The 16,179-nt window shown below is 34.7% G+C and carries 16 protein-coding genes and 1 other RNA gene; 8 read left to right on the top strand and 9 right to left on the bottom strand.

Annotated elements, in window-relative coordinates; all coding sequences use genetic code 11:
* Positions 1-65: 65 nt before the first annotated feature.
* From AB1I62_RS05360 to AB1I62_RS05350, 3 genes are read right to left on the bottom strand one after another with little or no spacing between them, the layout of a single operon-like run.
* On the bottom strand, positions 66-785 hold the full coding sequence (locus AB1I62_RS05360; RefSeq protein ID WP_010716939.1) for a lactate utilization protein C: 720 nt from the start codon (positions 783-785) through the stop codon (positions 66-68).
* Positions 778-2,250, bottom strand: coding sequence for a LutB/LldF family L-lactate oxidation iron-sulfur protein (locus tag AB1I62_RS05355; protein ID WP_002358041.1), 1,473 nt, complete (start codon positions 2,248-2,250; stop codon positions 778-780). The genes AB1I62_RS05360 and AB1I62_RS05355 overlap by 8 nt, the downstream gene beginning before the upstream one ends.
* Before the next feature lie 12 nt (positions 2,251-2,262).
* Positions 2,263-3,024 (bottom strand): (Fe-S)-binding protein, encoded by a 762-nt coding sequence (locus AB1I62_RS05350; protein WP_002360596.1) that lies wholly within the window; start codon positions 3,022-3,024, stop codon positions 2,263-2,265.
* 369 nt (positions 3,025-3,393) lie between these two features.
* On the opposite strand from AB1I62_RS05350, the gene AB1I62_RS05345 reads away from it, so the two are divergent.
* The 4 genes from AB1I62_RS05345 (at position 3,394) to AB1I62_RS05330 (ending at position 6,080) form a co-directional block, all read left to right on the top strand.
* Positions 3,394-3,681, top strand: a complete 288-nt coding sequence (locus AB1I62_RS05345; RefSeq protein WP_002386008.1) for a hypothetical protein — start codon at positions 3,394-3,396, stop codon at positions 3,679-3,681.
* A gap of 180 nt (positions 3,682-3,861) precedes the next feature.
* On the top strand, positions 3,862-4,047 hold the full coding sequence (locus AB1I62_RS05340) for a hypothetical protein (RefSeq protein WP_048737747.1): 186 nt from the start codon (positions 3,862-3,864) through the stop codon (positions 4,045-4,047).
* Between the two features lie 170 nt (positions 4,048-4,217).
* Positions 4,218-5,570: an amino acid permease gene (locus AB1I62_RS05335; protein WP_002382100.1), complete on the top strand. Its 1,353-nt coding sequence runs from the start codon at positions 4,218-4,220 to the stop codon at positions 5,568-5,570.
* Positions 5,571-5,678: 108 nt separating this feature from the next.
* Positions 5,679-6,080 carry a YxeA family protein gene (locus tag AB1I62_RS05330; protein WP_065420468.1) on the top strand — a complete coding sequence of 134 codons (402 nt, stop codon included), beginning with the start codon at positions 5,679-5,681 and terminating at the stop codon, positions 6,078-6,080.
* Here AB1I62_RS05330 and AB1I62_RS05325 read toward each other — a convergent pair.
* The 3 genes from AB1I62_RS05325 to ace form a co-directional block, all read right to left on the bottom strand.
* Positions 6,077-6,811, bottom strand: a complete 735-nt coding sequence (locus AB1I62_RS05325; protein ID WP_367019129.1) for a class I SAM-dependent methyltransferase — start codon at positions 6,809-6,811, stop codon at positions 6,077-6,079. The genes AB1I62_RS05330 and AB1I62_RS05325 overlap by 4 nt on opposite strands.
* 69 nt (positions 6,812-6,880) lie before the next feature.
* A complete protein-coding gene (locus tag AB1I62_RS05320; protein ID WP_048737742.1) occupies positions 6,881-8,464 on the bottom strand; it encodes an ABC transporter ATP-binding protein in 1,584 nt (527 codons plus the stop codon).
* A gap of 135 nt (positions 8,465-8,599) precedes the next feature.
* Positions 8,600-10,624: a collagen-binding MSCRAMM adhesin Ace gene (gene ace, locus AB1I62_RS05315; RefSeq protein WP_141411712.1), complete on the bottom strand. Its 2,025-nt coding sequence runs from the start codon at positions 10,622-10,624 to the stop codon at positions 8,600-8,602.
* A gap of 334 nt (positions 10,625-10,958) precedes the next feature.
* Between ace and AB1I62_RS05310 the strand changes: the two genes are divergently transcribed.
* From AB1I62_RS05310 to AB1I62_RS05295, 4 genes are all read left to right on the top strand, one after another.
* The gene (locus tag AB1I62_RS05310) at positions 10,959-11,264 is read left to right on the top strand and encodes a DUF898 family protein (protein ID WP_002360604.1); all 306 of its coding nucleotides are present in this window, start codon (positions 10,959-10,961) and stop codon (positions 11,262-11,264) included.
* Positions 11,265-11,402: 138 nt separating this feature from the next.
* Positions 11,403-11,769: a transfer-messenger RNA gene (ssrA, locus tag AB1I62_RS05305) on the top strand.
* Positions 11,770-12,223: 454 nt separating this feature from the next.
* Entirely contained in the window at positions 12,224-13,975 is a 1,752-nt protein-coding gene (locus AB1I62_RS05300; protein WP_002378176.1) for a DUF262 domain-containing protein, read from the top strand.
* Between the two features lie 260 nt (positions 13,976-14,235).
* Entirely contained in the window at positions 14,236-14,430 is a 195-nt protein-coding gene (locus AB1I62_RS05295) for a hypothetical protein (RefSeq protein ID WP_002360606.1), read from the top strand.
* Between the two features lie 413 nt (positions 14,431-14,843).
* Here AB1I62_RS05295 and AB1I62_RS05290 read toward each other — a convergent pair whose 3' ends face one another.
* The 3 genes from AB1I62_RS05290 to AB1I62_RS05280 all read right to left on the bottom strand — a co-directional run bounded on the left by AB1I62_RS05290 (position 14,844) and on the right by AB1I62_RS05280 (position 16,088).
* Positions 14,844-15,029 carry a hypothetical protein gene (locus AB1I62_RS05290; RefSeq protein ID WP_033625701.1) on the bottom strand — a complete coding sequence of 62 codons (186 nt, stop codon included), beginning with the start codon at positions 15,027-15,029 and terminating at the stop codon, positions 14,844-14,846.
* Positions 15,014-15,526, bottom strand: a complete 513-nt coding sequence (entV, locus tag AB1I62_RS05285) for an enterococcin EntV (RefSeq protein ID WP_002358120.1) — start codon at positions 15,524-15,526, stop codon at positions 15,014-15,016. Before entV ends, AB1I62_RS05290 begins: the two co-directional genes overlap by 16 nt.
* Before the next feature lie 358 nt (positions 15,527-15,884).
* Complete coding sequence (locus AB1I62_RS05280; protein WP_002381996.1) at positions 15,885-16,088, bottom strand: DUF378 domain-containing protein; 204 nt, start codon at positions 16,086-16,088, stop codon at positions 15,885-15,887.
* Positions 16,089-16,179: the final 91 nt, after the last annotated feature.

Below are 16,179 nucleotides of genomic sequence, written 5' to 3'. Positions count from 1 at the left end.
ATCCTGCTCATAAAAAAAGCATAATCAATTCTAAAAAGGGCTGAATTGATTATGCTTCTAGCGTTTTAGCGATCCATCACAACCACGTAACAAACTTCTAAAGGACCATGCAACCCGACAACCAGTTGCATTTCAATATCTCCTGAATTAGAAGGCCCTGAAATAAAGTGAATCGCTGAGCCGATTTTTTCGCCTTTTTCTATTTTATCTGTATAAAAAGCTGCTGGCTGAGTCGAACGTGGAACGAGTTTACTAAACGGTATAATTGAAATATAATGCTTCGGTAAAAAATGTAAGGCTCTGCCTTGTCCCGCATTGGACTCCACCACAATCGTTCCTGATTCAGCTAGTAAAAACTCAGCAAAGGCAATCGCAATATTTGCCTGAGCAGCTGTTTGAATATTCGCTTCTCGTTGCTCACTTCCAGGTTGCCATTGCTTAACAGAAACAGCCTCTAATGACTTAGCTAAATCAGCTAATCCATAGGCTTCAAAACGTGCATCTGTTGGCAATAAAAGATTGCCCCCACCAAACTCAGCAACAATTTGCTGAATCGTCGTCAGTAAATTTTCTTGTGTGGTTTCCACTAAGTTCGTGTGAATCGTTTCCACACGTTCTTTCACAATCGTTAATAGCTCTGCTGGTGTTTTATCTGCCAACTGTTCTTCTGGTAAATGATTAACTGGCTCAAATGGATGGGCCGAAACAGGCTGTTTTTCTACGCCTAATTTTTCTCGTAGATTTTGTAAAAAAGGTTCTCGATTTTGAATCGCTTCGTTAGTCATTTTTTTCACCTTCTTGATGTTTTTTGAACCAACTTCTGAAGTTTTCTGAAGATTTTGGTGGTCTTGGCAAATCACGAACATCGGTCCAACCTTTTACTAACCCTGGTCCTTTATCAAGGTAGCCCCCATGATTATACATGTTTTCAACAGTAATTTCTTTTTGTTTACTTAAAATGCCCGCTGCAGCATGATCGACTTTCATGGCTGCTTTAAACATTGCTGGTGAACCAGTGGCTTTACCTACCATACGCATTTGGAAATCTTCAAATCCATGTTTCATTTTCAGATCATCGGTCATCACTTTACGATGTTCAATTAATAGTTCGTGCAATGGAATTTTCACAGGACACGTTTCCGTACATGCCCCACAAAGACTAGACGCATAAGGCAATTCCCCAAACTGTTTATATCCACCTAAAATTGGAGAAAGTACAGCACCAATTGGTCCTGGATAAATAGAGCCATAACCGTGCCCTCCAATATGGCGATAGACCGGACAAACGTTCAGACAAGACCCACAACGAATACACTGTAAGACTGGCTGAAAGGCTGTTCCTAAAGCTTTTGAACGCCCGTTATCCAAAATGACTACGTGAAATTCTTCTGGACCATCGGATTCATCCGCATTTTTTTGCCCGGCAAACGTCACATACGTTGTTAAATTTTGACCAACAGCACTTCTGGCTAAAAGGTTATCTAAAACCTCTGCTTCACGCATTGTTGGTACGATTCTTTCCATCCCCATTAACACGATTTGTGTCTTAGGAATACTGATGGTCAAATCAGCATTTCCTTCATTTGTATTTAAGTTAATTAAGCCACTATCCGCAATAGCGAAATTACAACCTGTAATGCCAATCTCCGCTTCCAAAAAGAATTTGCGCATCACTTCTCGTGCACAGCGTGCCAAATTTACTGGGTCATTATCCCCTTGATACCCTAATTTTTTCGCAAAAACCTGACGAATCTGTTCGCGATTTTTATGAATACTTGGGAAAACAATATGTGACGGCTCATCCCAGTCATCCATTTGTAAAATGAATTCCGCCAAATCTGTTTCCATCACACTAACATCGTCTAATCCCAATAACATTGGATCTATATCGACTTCGGTCGTCACCATTGATTTAGATTTCACAATTTTTTTCGCCTTTTTTTCTAGAACCACTTGTTTCACATATTCATTGGCCTCTTCGGCGGTTTGAGCAAAAAAGACTTTGCCACCTCGTTTGGCGACGTTATCACTGAACTCTTCTAAATAGTCAGGCAGATACTGAATTGTATGTTGGCGAATTTGTTCTCCCAGTTCACGCCATTGTGGCCAATTGCCTAAAGCTTCCCGCGCACCTTCTCGTTTCTCCCATTGGGCATCTTGTGCTTTGGCGACAGCCTTTTGCATAAACACATCTTTTTTACTTTCTTCAATTCGTTCACTTAACGGCTTATTGCTCGTTGATAATCCCACAGTTCTTCCCCCTTACCCTACCGATATGATTTGCGGTTGGTCCATGCGTGCTTCATCCACTTCGTGATTAAGGACTTCTGCAATATGCATAATCTTAATCTTTTTCCCATCACGATTGAATTTACCCCCGATATTCATCAGGCAACCCATATCCGCACTAATTAAAATTTCTGCGCCTGTATCAATCACATCGTTCATTTTTTCCGTCACCATTTGTTCAGAAATAGCTGGCATTTTCACTGAAAACGTTCCGCCAAATCCGCAACAATTTTCAAGATGTCCTAAAGGAATCATTTCTAATCCTTTCACATGATCCAACAAAACAAAGGGTGATTCTCGTTCATTTAAAATTCGCGTCATATGACAAGAACGATGATAAGTGGCTTTCCCATATAGCGTTGCGCCAACATCTTTGACCCCTAAGACACGATAAAGAAACTGACTAAACTCATAAGTTCGCTCAGCTAAACGTTGTGCTTTTGGTCCATAAATAGGATCATCTGCTAAAAATTTGTGGTATTCTTTCATCATGCCGACACAAGACCCCGCAGGTCCCACCACATAATCGGCACCGTCAAAACTATCAATTTGATTCTTAAGCGTTGTCGTGCTCTCTGTCACATAGCCACTATTGTACGTTGGCTGACCACAACACGTTTGGCTTGTTGGTAAAACCGTTTCACAGCCATAACGTTCCAAAACCTCTACCATTGCTTGCCCTACATTTGGAAAAAGTAAATCCACCACGCATGTCGAAAATATACTCACTTTCACGCAAAATAACCTCCTCGTTTTCTACGAAAAGGCTCCATGAAATTAATTGGGCGGCTGTCATTAAAAGTCACTTGGCTGTCGTCTCTAACTACTTCACAGTGCCTTTTCAACAAATACGTTATTTGTAACAAAAATCGTTTTTTAAAATGATTCTTATACAATAATTATTTTACCAGTATCTGGTTTTAACAGCAAACGATTCCAGAAATTTTGTGCATTTTCACACAAAAAAGGAGGCTTTTTTATAAAAGTTTCTTTTACCCCCTTCGAAATTCGTTTTTTCTGAAGAAAAGAGTGACGAAATTTTGAAATTTTGGTAAACTAAGAAAAAACGAGAAACGAGGGCCATGCATGTTCATTTCATTTAACATGTTTATTCTATTAATTGTTGCAACGATCCTAATGATTTTTCTGATTATCTATTTGACAGTCACTGGAAATGATAAAAATAATAAAAAGAAACAAAAGAAAGAAACAAAAAGAACTACGCCAACTTTAAACAAAAAAACAACTGTTCCCCCTTCCCAGAAGCCAAATGTTGTGACTGATGTTGCAAAAAAGAGCGAGCCGGAAAAGCAAGCCGTACAACGAACACAGCAACCAACCACTAGAGAGGACGAGACTTCTCAATTTACACGAAGCCAACGTCATAAATGAAAATGGGACATAAGTCGAGATGACTTATGTCCCATTTTCTAATTCTTAAGATAATCAGCTGAACAAAAAATCCGCTAGTTGTTTCACTTTTTCTTTTAATTAATGATAGTTTATTCTTCTTTTCAGGTGTATACTAAATGATTGAAAAGAGACTTTAACTAATTAGGAAGAGGTGATTTTTTGTCTGCAAAGCGGTTTATTCAATTATTCATTTGTTATGCTATTTCAATGATTGTCGCAATACTTTTAACGGACTTATTTAATTTCTCAAGTTCTATAGCTTATTTAGTAGTGGCTAGTATCATCGGCTATGTAGTCATTACTGTTCCATTAACAATTATGACTCTATTAAAAAATAAAAATTAATAAAAAAATTGAGCGATTTTAATCACTTAAATTGCTCGATTTTTTTATTTTCATAATATTTTTCACTTATTTTTTCATTTTCATTGACAGAATAGTTGTAATTGTCAGAAAATTGTATATAATAAAGAAAGTTATTTTCATATTATTTTTTTCAATTAAAGGAGAATCCTATGAGTGAAACACAACAAACAACCTTAAAAAAACAATTAAGCTCGCGCCACATTACGATGTTAGCCTTAGGGGGAGCGATTGGCGCAGGTCTTTTTAAAGGAAGTGGCGAAGCAATTGGTATTGCTGGTCCTTCTGTTTTAATCGCCTTTCTAATTGGCGGTGCTGTTCTCTTCATCGTCATGAGTGGTTTAGGAAAACTTGTTTTAGATGGCGGAGACACACATCATGGTTTGTCTGGCTTAGTTCGACCATTTTTAGGTGCACATTCTGCTGATTTTATTGATTGGGTTTATTATTCCATGTGGACAATTAATATTATCGCAGAAGCGGTTGCCGCAGCTTCCTTTTTACAACTTTGGTTTCCTAATATTCCTGCTTGGTTTTTTGTTTTCATTTTAGCTATTTTAACGACGCTCATTAATCTTTACTCGGTTCGTTTATTTGCAGAAACAGAATATTGGTTGGCGTTTGCTAAAATTAGTGTCATCATTTTGTTAATTATTTTTGGTGTTTATCTGGTGGGACAACAAATGCTAGGCAGTGGTGTCTTCCCTACTTTACAAAGTATCACCGATCATGGTGGCTTCGCCCCACATGGCATGAAAGGTATTGTTAATTCTTTATTAGTAGTTATTTATTCTTATGGCGGTTCAGAATTAATCGCGATTACTGTCAGTGAAGCAGATGATCCTAAAAAAGCCATTCCTAAAGCGATTCGTGGTGTGATGGGACGGATTATTTCCTTCTATATCATTCCATTATTCTTACTTTTGATTATTTTCCCTTGGAATACCTTAGCAGGCACAACGGTGAGTCCATTTGTTATGGTTTTTGAAAAAATGAATATTCCTTTTGCTGCTGACATCGTAAATTTTGTGATTATTTTAGCCTTGTTTTCTTCTATTAATTCTGGGGTATACGCCTCTTCTCGCCTTTTATATTTTCGCTTAAAAGATAAAAAAGGACCCATGAGTAAACTTGCGGTTTTAAACAAGCACCAAGTACCTCAACGTTCAGTTTTCTTCTGCGCCAGTGTTTTATATCTGGGCGTTATTCTTTCTTATTTTGTTGGCGATGAATTATTTGGTTACTTAGCCGGTTCTCTCTCTTACACTGTCTTGCTAATTTGGATTTTAATTAGCGCTGCGGCGTTTGTTCTGTCTTTAAAACGAGGGTCTCTCTTTGAAAAAAGTATTAATCTCCTTGCTTTAATCATTTTAGGCCTCATCTTTATTGGCATCTTATTTACAAATTCGTTAGGCGTCACTCTTTTAACAGGCCTACTGTACTTTGTTATTTTCTTTAGTTATCGTAAGAAAAATGATTCCTTTCTACTCTCTGATGAAAGCTAAATAGACAAAAAAACGAACAGTTTTGTAAGACAACTGTTCGTTTTTTCGATGTTCCATCTCCTTCTTCTTTTGCTATGCTATTTTTGTAAATTGTTAGGAGGACAAAAAATGAAAAAAATCGGCGCTATTTTATTTATTGGCTTATTTATTGTTGGTGGTTATACAGGCTATCGTTATTATGCAGATACATATAAGGGTGAAAAAGCCTATGCACAAGTTCCTCTAGAAATTCCTGAACGAAAACAAACAGTAGATGACAATCAAAAAAGCATAGATGGCCAATATTCTTTACACTATCGACTAACTTTTGTTAAATGTAATGGAAAAACGCAAGTTATGGACTACGAACGGACAGACAAAAATCCGCAACCTTTGGAACCAAATGCTTACATAGAAGCAACCATTAGTAAAAAAAGAATCATCCAATCTCCTGCCAAAATTGATAAAAAAGAGATTCCAGAAAAAGCTTTCGCACAATTAAATAACCGAAAAACAACCAGCGATAATTAGTAATCGCTAGTTGTTTTTTTACATGGAATAACAATTAATTCATAAATAATGGTACGCTGATTTTGCTTAATTTCATGAGAACCAAAAATTTCTTGTACGCGTTGTTCTAAAATTGGAACTGACCATTGTTCTTCAAAATAGCTGCGGAAAAAGTCTTTTGAAATAGTTTCTGATGCTTCAAAGAAAAATTTTTTTGTGAAAAAAGGTCGCTGTTCTTTTTTTAGAAATGCTTTGTATTTTGCCATCCAATTTAACTGCGGGTTGCTCTCTTGCTCAAAAGGAGAAAATAACGAATCTTGCTCTTCCACTAGCCGAAATATAAGACACCATTTCTCACTTAATTGGCACAATGCATTAACTTTTTCCGGCGTATCCAAAGCAGGGTTCATCGCTGAAAAAACGACTTGAAATTTTTTCCCAGTCTCAATCAGTCTTTCTTGGCTTTGGTGAAGAAAAACAACGTTGCTTTGTGCTTTTGCTTCCGCAATCTCCAACATTCTCTGAGAAATATCGGCTAGCGTGTACTCCGTGACTTGCTCTTGAAAAAAAGGCAAATATCGTCCCGTCCCACCTGCGATATCCAGAAATGTCTGACACGGAAAAATGCCTTCTTGGACCAAGAAATCACGTAATTCTTGGGCAATTGGAAATGGCGATTCTTGTTGAATTTCTTCATATTCTTCTGCAAATTCATCCCAAAATTCCGCTAATTCTTGCTCATTATTATTCATCAACAGTTGCCCCTTTCTCTCAATTCTTATAAAAAGTGTAGCAAAAGAAGCGCCAAAGAGCTAACAAGTTCACTCATTTAAATCAATAATTTCATCTACAAATCGCAGGGTTTTAGGTCGATGAGTAACCAAAATAGTCAACTTATTGTGGGTAAATTTTTGTACTTCTTGTAACACTTTTTCTTCGGTCTTTTCGTCCAATGCAGAAGTCGCCTCATCTAAAATAAGGATCTCTGCTTGTGTAAATGCTAAGCGTGTGAAAGCAATCCGTTGTTTCTCGCCACCAGAAAAATTCATTCCTTTTTCACTCACAATAGTGTTTAAACCTTCCGGCAACCGTTCATAAAGTTCCCCCAACTGAAAACGATACATAGCTTCAATTACTTGTTCATCAGAAATTTCTTGATTCAATACAATATTTTCTTTCAACGTTCCTTGAAATATTGGCACATCTTGAGATAAATAAAAAACTTTTTCATAATAATCTTCCAAATTGAATTGTGTTAGAGGAAATTGATTCACATAAACTGTCCCCTCTGTCGGTTTCAATAATCCTAAAATCAATTTAATCAGGGTAGATTTGCCTGTCCCACTTTTTCCAATCAAGCCATAGGTTTTGTTCATTGAAAATTGTCGATTTTGTTGGGACATAATCGTTTGACTATCTACGCTAAAACACACATCTTTTAATGAAATTGTTTGAATTTCAGGTAACGCTTTTCCTGGAACCGCTAAGTCAGGATCATCTTCTTTTTTATAAAAATCTTCCAAGCGCTGATAGGCTACTTTATCCAAATTATATTGAACAAATAAAACATTAAATATGGCTATCGGCGTATAAATTCGATCGATATACATCACTATCGCTACAAGTCCACCTAAACTCAATGTCACAACGTTAGTAAAACTAAGTACGACAATGCTTACTTTGATAAGTGCGACTAACAAGGCAAAAAAGCCAAAGAAAAATTCATGGATCATAGTCATTTTTGTTATATTTTGACTATTTTCCTCTGCCATTAACGCGTAATTTTCAATCTCTTTTTTATATTTTCGATTAATTCTAAAAGTCACTAGTTCTGTCATCCCTCGTATCAAAGTAGCATTCATTGCTTCTTCAGAAATAAGTGTTTTTTCTTTCATTTTTTGTAGCGTTTTCAAAAGTATTTTGGTTAAAATAAATACAATCACATAACCAATTAGAATTGCTGGTAGTAATTTTTTATCAATCAATGCTATGAAAAACAAATTAAATAACGTCTCTGGAATTAGCTCTCGAAATAAGCGTCCATAAAAATTCAAGTGGATATTTCTCCCAGCTGCTGCACCAACTTCTACTTTTTGTAGTAAAGCTCCCGCTCCCAGTTTTAGATATTCTTCATAGGAAATCTTGCTCATTTTTATTAAACTTAATTTCTTCAAATAGAAATAGATGCCATTAGTTAAGTAAGCTTTCGGTTTCTGTTCACAGTAAGACAATAGCGGAATTAAAATAATTGTCGTTCCATACGCTACTAACAACCCTAGTTGGAAACTTTTTTGATAATGATCTAACAACTGTTGAAAAAAATAAATTGCTAAAGCACTACATAATGAAACAATCACGCCAATCAAAATGTACCAAGTGAAGCTTTTCTGAAAGTGCGACCATATTTTTTAGTCATTTACTCCCTCCTTTTCGAGCATTATATACCTTACTGTAGCATAGTTTTTGATTGGCGCCTATCAGCAATTTATCTCCAGATAATAGAAAAGCCCCCCAGCGAAAGCTGGATGGCTTTTCTATTGTTAATTCTTTCTGATTTGTAGATAACTTACACCTAAAACGGCAAATGTACTTGCCAGTATTCCTGCTATTAACATAAACGGTGTTTTTGTTGTGCCTGTTTTGGGAAGTTCTCGTTGCCCGTTTGCTTCATTTAATTTTTGAATTGGTTCACTAAGCAGTTGGGGAGCCAACTGTGGGCTTCCTTCATTTTTCAATGTATTTAATGGAGCGTTTAGTATTTGTGGTTGATTTTTTGATGTAACATTTTTATTTGTCTCCACAGTTGTTTCTGTGGATGGCTGTTTTTTCTCAGTTGTAGTAATTTCTTTTGTTGGTGAGACATGGACTTCTGGTTGACTGCTTTCTGCAGTCTCTGTTGTGCCGTTCTCTTCAGTTGTCACACTTGGTTTTTCAGGTATGATTGGCTCAATCGTGCCTAGTGTTTCACTTTCATCTGGATTTTCTTCTTCTGTTGGCGACACATGAACTTCTGGTTGACTGCTTTCTGCCGTTTCTGTTGCGCCATTCTCTTCAGTTGTTACGCTTGGTTTTTCAGGTATGATTGGTGCAATTGTACCTAACGTTTCACTTTCATCTGGATTTTCTTCTTCTGTTGGCGACACATGAACTTCTGGTTGGCTGCTTTCTGCCGTTTCTGTTGCGCCATTCTCTTCAGTTGTTACGCTTGGTTTTTCAGGTATGATTGACTCAATCGTGCCTAGTGTTTCACTTTCATCTGGATTTTCTTCTTCTGTTGGCGACACATGAACTTCTGGTTGGCTGCTTTCTGCCGTTTCTGTTGCGCCATTCTCTTCAGTTGTCACACTTGGTTTTTCAGGTATGATTGGTTCAATTGTACCTAACGTTTCACTTTCATCTGGATTTTCTTCTTCTGTTGGTGAGACATGAACTTCTGGTTGGCTGCTTTCTGCGGTTTCTGTTGTGTCTGTCTTTTCACTTGTTTCTATTGCCTGTTCCGAAGTAGGTGTCTTTGGTTCCCATTCTTCTATTGTCTCTAAAGGAATGTCTAGACTTTCTTCTGTTGGCATTTCCACATTTTGATTGCCGCTTGCCTCGCCTTCTACAAAAACATTTTTAACCTGTGATGTATTTTTTTCATTCATTGCGTCTTGATTGTTTAGTTGATAATTGATGTCATAACTATTTTCAAATGTTGCTTGATGTTGGCCTGCTTCTGTGATTGTCGAAGTGTAACGGACGATAAAGGAAGTAAAGCGTGCTTTATCCCGATAAAAACGTAAATTAAAGTCATTATCTGTCACGAAGTCAATTTTGCCATAACCTTGTTGCTCAAACTCGGCAAGTGAAATATATTTAGTTTCTTTGTCATTCACAATATCAAATGTAAAACTCTCTTTATTTAATTGTTGACCACTTCCTTGTCGATCCGCAATTGAAATATCTTCTGTGACATCGGATTTATTGAGGTTCACATTTAAAAACCAGCGTACTTGATTTGACTCTCCAGCCAAATCGCCTACTTTATAAAAAAACGGATAGTCTCGCTCAATTTGGCCAGTCTCTGTGTTAGTCACTCCTTCAATCGTCAAACGTTGAGTCGCCGTTGCTGTTCCGAAATCCGTTTCTATCACATTCGGTTGCGAACTATTGGTGATAAGCGTTTTAATCCCGAAAGAAAAATGCCCATTCACATTATGTAAAGATTCAACTTTTTCGTTAAATGTTGCTACAACATGATCTTTATAGATAAAAACTTCCCCTAAACCATTTAAATTGATTTTTCGTGGTGAGCCATCGTTCTCGGTCATTCCAACTAATGCATTTGGTAAAGTTAAAGTAATAGTATCGCCAGGTTTTATTTTCTGATTCTCTTTGTCACTAAAAGATACTTTAATGGAGGTCATCTCTCCTTGATATAAAGTAGTGTGATCTAATTCTACTTTGTCAACGATTGAACTTTTGCTCAATTCGGCGCCAAACGAAATTGGACCAATCAATAACGCCCCCGCAATTGGTAGAATCATTACCAACAGTAACACTAAAAATTTTACACTTTTTGTCATAAAAAATTATTCACCTTTCTTTTCTCTTATTTTTTCCACTTAGTGGTCTTTTTCAGAAGTTGACAATAGCAAAAAGATATGTCTCGTACAATATTAATGCTCATTTAAGTAGCCTTTTTTTTAAATTTCTAATTCACTTCCTAAGGAAAACGTTTTATTATGGTAGTTACATTAGATAACATTTGTTACAAAATATCTAATGTTGCCAAGTTTGAGTTGCATAAATAACATATTTCACATCAATAATGAATAAAAATACTTATTTCATCCTCATTTTGTTTCCCAGGCCATTTATTCTTGTTATAATAAAGTTTATGAGATAAGGAGGAAAAGAATGAAAAATTCATATTTTGACGGTGGTTTAGCAACGTATATCGGGACTTCAATTTTAGCAACCTTGATTACTGTCTTTACATTAGGCATTTGCGCACCTTGGGGAATTTGTATGATGTACAACTGGAAAATCAAGCATACCGTTATTGATGGTAAACGCCTTTATTTTGACGGTACAGCTATGCAATTATTCGGTCATTGGATTAAATGGCTTTTATTAACTATAATTACTTTAGGAATTTATGGTTTTTGGTTGAATATCCGTTTGCAACAATGGATTACAAAACATACCCACACACTTTCATAAAAAGAGGAAGGATGAACTGAATTACGGTCCATCCTTCCTCTTTTTATGAATATCTAACAGAGTGTTATCCTACTCTTTGAAAAAACAAGGAATTTATGCTATACTTTGATAAGTATCAAGGGATACTTATGTTATTTCGGGGGCGTTACGGATTCGACAGGCATAGTTGAGCTTGAATTGCGTTTCGTAGGTTACGGCTACGTTAAAACGTTACAGTTAAATATAACTGCTAAAAACGAAAACAATTCTTTCGCTTTAGCTGCCTAAAAACCAGCTAGCGAAGATCCTCCCGGCATCGCCCATGTGCTCGGGTCAGGGTCCTAATCGAAGTGGGATACGCTAAATTTTTCCGTCTGTAAAATTTAGAGGAGCTTACCAGACTAGCAATACAGAATGCCTGTCACTCGGCACGCTGTAAAGCGAACCTTTAAATGAGTGTCTATGAACGTAGAGATTTAAGTGGCAATATGTTTGGACGCGGGTTCGACTCCCGCCGTCTCCATTAAAAAGGAACTTGCTAAACGTTGTTAAATCAACGATTTAGTAAGTTCCTTATTTTCTTGGGAGTTGGACTGAACTCGGACTTTTGAGAAAAATCATAAAGAAAATAGAAAAAGGTATCAACTAATAATCAAAATTTGGTGAATACTTTCAAGAAAACATTATTAAAAAGGTAATCTTTTACATAACGAACCAATTTTCTGCTGAATAATTTCAATTTATTTAAATTATACTTGATTCGATTAGCTTCACATGGATATCCACTTTTTCTAAAATGAATCTCCATTGTAATTATTTCATATTTATGAATAGATATTCTAATGGATAAACCTGTAGAAATTTCGATTTATATTACCTTATAGAATCCAGATAACAAATTTGTATAATAAAAATAGATTCAATATTTTTGTATTTTATGTGGTAAAATTAATTAAATAATGTCAAAGGAGATTCTCAAAATGGGTTACGTAAATTTCACTATAAAAAATTTAATTAAGAAAATAGATAACAATGAATATGTACTACCTGCGCTTCAAAGAGAATTTGTATGGAAACCAGAACAAATTGAAAGATTATTCGATTCCATTATGAAAGGATATCCCATCGGCTCGTTCTTATTTTGGAACGTCCAAAATGAAAATATAAATAAATATGAATTTTATAACATATTAAAAGAATACCATCAAAGAGATGCTAGACATAATACAAAAATCAATATTTCACATAAAGATAGTGTTACAGCAATACTAGATGGGCAACAAAGAATAACATCTATCTATATAGCTTTGAAAGGTACCTACAGCTACAAAATAAAAGGAGCATGGAAAAATAATGACAATGCTTATCCTTCGAGACAGCTTTATTTAAATATCGTTTCTCCAAATTTAGATACCAACAAAGATGTTCAATTTGATTTTAGATTTTTAACTAATGAGGAAGCAGAAGATTTTACCGAAGATACTCTTTGGTACCCTGTCTCCGATATTTTGCAATTTGAAGTAGGTGAAATGTTTACTGTGATTGCTAGATATCAAGAGCTTTATCGGAAAAATTTTCCTAATGAATCCGTTGAAAAAACAAGTTATATTATGAATTCTTTAGGAACTTTACATCAAATGATGGAAAAAGATATATTGGCATATTATGAAGAAAACTCACAAGAAATTGATAAGGTTTTAGATATCTTTATCAGAATGAATAGCGGTGGTACTACGCTAACTTATTCTGACCTTTTGCTTTCTTTAGCGACTGCTAAATGGCAAAATCTGAATGCTCGAGAAGAAATTTATTCATTAGTTGATGAACTAAATATGATAGGAAACGGTTTCAATTTTAACAAAGATAATATTTTAAAGGCTGCTTTAGTGTTAACTGATAAAAAGAATATTAAATTTAGAGCTTCCAATTTTGACAAACAAACCACAAACCTAATCGAAACTAACTGGGAAAAGACAAAAAAAGCAATATCTTTAGCAGTGAATTTACTTTCAAATTTTGGGTTTAATGGAGATACTTTAATTGCTAATAGTGTAATCATCCCTGTTGTTTATTACCTATACAAAATTGATTGCCCAAATAACTATTTAGAAGCTGATAGATACTTAAATGATAGGAATAAAATAAAATATTTTGTTCAGATTTCTTTGTTAAAAAGAATCTTTGGAGGAACTCCAGACTCAATATTACTTAAAATGAGAGAAAATATGCAGGATTTATCCGAAGGGTTCCCATTGTCAAAACTTCTTAAAGTTAGAGATACAAACAAATCTTTAATCCTAACGGATGAAGACATTGATTATTTACTAGATACAAAAATTGGAAAGTACTCTTTCACACTTTTATCGGTAATTTTTCCAGCCATAGATTTAAAAAATAAGTTTCACCAAGATCATATATTCCCTTCAAGCAAATATAAAAATAAAAAGAATTTAAGAGAAATAGGTTATTCAGAAGAAGAAATAACATTTATTGTTGAACACATCGATACAATTGTAAATTTACAATTACTAGAAGGCATTCCTAATACAGAAAAAAATAATAAGTATTTCGATGATTGGGTATTAAAAAGATATAATTCTAACGAGGAACTGGATTATTATCTAAATAGGAATTTACTAAATAAAGTTTATAAAAAGAATGAATTCATCCAAATGTATACAGATAGGAAGGAAGAATTAAGAAAAAGACTGCTACAAAACTTATCTTTTTAGCCATCTTTTCAATTACTAATAACTATGTTTTATATCAAAGCTAGATAGTATAGAAATAAACTAACCTTATTATTCTTGCTAGCATTCCCTTCTCTATAGAATAATTCTAGCAAGAATAACCTGAATAATAAAAATTATGTATTATTAACTATCGTGTTAGTCGGTTTAGTACTGACACTTTTTACTGTAATTAATTGGATTACTTACTCAGTGATCTTGTTAATTGTAGGCATATTAAGCAAAAGAAAGTAGTTGATTAAATGACTTACACTGAAAAAATCGAAAAATTAATAGACCTAGATTTAACGAGCTATCGTATTGCAAAAGAAACTGGAATCAGCACGCAATACATTGACAAAATCAGAAGTGGAAAAACAGCTATTGAAAATATTGGACTTGGAAAAGCGGAAATATTAGTAAAGTATTTTGATGATTTAGAAAAAAACATATCTTGATATGATGTAGTTTTTAGCTTCTATATTTCTAATATCAATATTTTTTCCAACATCTTTCTTGATTCACAAAAAAAGACCCCCAAAAATTCTGTAGAATTAAAGTTACTGAACCCATTCTAAGTAGGAATCAAGCTATGCTAAGCTTATCAAAGAAACATTGAATAGTTTAAACCTGAATGTTATATAGGATACTTATATTTCCACCTTAAGTGTAATGAAATTTCTATGGCTTTTTTTATAAGTATTACCTCCTAAACTGTTAATGTGGTTGTCGTGAACCAAACTTCATTTTAACGGTTTGGTAGGCTTTTTAGCTATCTTGAACCATCTACATAGCAAGTCAATAAAAAAATAAAGAGAAGGCTCGTTACCTCCTCTTACACTTCCTATCACATTATCTTTCTAAAACCACTTCATTTTCTTTTTCTATTGGTGATTTTGGGTATTGCATAGAACATGGCTAAAAATATTATTGTTATCAAAAGAGTCTTTAAGATTTCAATTTCTCCTGAATCTATCCAAGTATATACAAAAGCGATGATAAAAGTAATTACTATTTCCGTAACATGATCTTTTAAATTCATTAGCTTAACCCACATTGAACTGCCCATAAAGCTAGTTGTCCAGCTACAATAATAGCATTCGTCTTTAACCCATTGGCTTTAGCGAAGCGTAATACAGTCACTGCTAATTCTTTCCAGGCTTTCTTTTGTGCAGCTTTTACAATTGCGCTGATACTAATCATTGCAAAAAACTCATCTTTGATTTTGTTAGCAACGCAACTTCCTAATGCATTCCAATTAAAACGTGCTTGAACTACTGTTGAAGCATCAGAAATATTTACATTTAACTCTTCCTCAACTGAAGAAATCTCTTGCTGAGCAAAATTATTTTTGACATAGTTTTTAAAGTTATCTTCCGTCACTCCATTCGCATACATTTCTTCCAGTCCTTTTGCTACAGCCTCAACTTCTGAATCCTCTAGCTGGTCAGATGCATAAACACTTGTACCAGCGCTGATAAAAATACCTAATGTCATTAGTAATGCCATCGCCAAACAAAAAAATTTAGCCTTTTTTGTCACCTGTAATTCCATACATAAATCCCTACTTTCTTTTCCTTGTTATAATCATAACAAGGAAAAAGATAATTTATCATCAAAACCCCTATTTGATGCTTATATTTTCCTATATATCCTAGAGCTGATTTTTCTCACTAGTGATCACATCAATTTGAACTAATGATTCAAAAAAAGACACAGGTTATTTGAGGTACATTCGAGGTAATGCTAGGTTCTATTTTGAAAACAACGCTGCTCTCTTGAAATATTTTTTGAGCTTGTCTAAACCTTCTGAAACGAATATAGAAAATAAAAAAAGAGTCCCCTTTCTCAAGGAAACTCTCAATTACTAAGTTAAAATAACTTCCCGTTATCTAAATCTTTTAAATCAATCCTATGGTTCGCGGAACAAAGGAGCTAAAAACTTAATAGAATAAATCGCACAAATTCCGACAATAATATAGATAATTTTTGCTAATGGTGTGGTTGCACCGCCACTAATTGTTGCAACTAAATCAAAATTAAATGCACCGACTAATAACCAGTTTAAACCTCCGACAATCAATAAAATTAAAGCAATAATATCCAGATATTTCATTTTTAACACTCCTTCCAAATTTGATAAGCCAAGAGTAACACGTTTATTCTTTATTTACGAAAATAATGATTCAGGAAAAAAACTTTTTTCA

The organism is Enterococcus sp. AN402 (assembly GCF_040719405.1).
GTDB lineage: Bacteria > Bacillota > Bacilli > Lactobacillales > Enterococcaceae > Enterococcus > Enterococcus faecalis.
This window is presented reverse-complemented; position numbering and strand designations above follow the sequence as displayed.

Excerpts from the sequence above, each read along its gene's own strand:
- AB1I62_RS05335 (WP_002382100.1), top strand. The coding sequence starts at position 4,218 with ATGAGTGAAACACAACAAACAACCTTAAAAAAACAATTAAGCTCGCGC.
- AB1I62_RS05325 (WP_367019129.1), bottom strand. The coding sequence starts at position 6,811 with ATGAATAATAATGAGCAAGAATTAGCGGAATTTTGGGATGAATTTGCA.
- AB1I62_RS05295 (WP_002360606.1), top strand. The coding sequence starts at position 14,236 with ATGACTTACACTGAAAAAATCGAAAAATTAATAGACCTAGATTTAACG.
- entV (WP_002358120.1), bottom strand. The coding sequence starts at position 15,526 with ATGGAATTACAGGTGACAAAAAAGGCTAAATTTTTTTGTTTGGCGATG.
- AB1I62_RS05280 (WP_002381996.1), bottom strand. The coding sequence starts at position 16,088 with ATGAAATATCTGGATATTATTGCTTTAATTTTATTGATTGTCGGAGGT.
- AB1I62_RS05290 (WP_033625701.1), bottom strand. The coding sequence starts at position 15,029 with ATGTGGGTTAAGCTAATGAATTTAAAAGATCATGTTACGGAAATAGTA.
- AB1I62_RS05360 (WP_010716939.1), bottom strand. The coding sequence starts at position 785 with ATGACTAACGAAGCGATTCAAAATCGAGAACCTTTTTTACAAAATCTA.
- AB1I62_RS05345 (WP_002386008.1), top strand. The coding sequence starts at position 3,394 with ATGTTTATTCTATTAATTGTTGCAACGATCCTAATGATTTTTCTGATT.
- AB1I62_RS05330 (WP_065420468.1), top strand. The coding sequence starts at position 5,679 with ATGAAAAAAATCGGCGCTATTTTATTTATTGGCTTATTTATTGTTGGT.
- ace (WP_141411712.1), bottom strand. The coding sequence starts at position 10,624 with ATGACAAAAAGTGTAAAATTTTTAGTGTTACTGTTGGTAATGATTCTA.
- AB1I62_RS05310 (WP_002360604.1), top strand. The coding sequence starts at position 10,959 with ATGAAAAATTCATATTTTGACGGTGGTTTAGCAACGTATATCGGGACT.
- AB1I62_RS05300 (WP_002378176.1), top strand. The coding sequence starts at position 12,224 with ATGGGTTACGTAAATTTCACTATAAAAAATTTAATTAAGAAAATAGAT.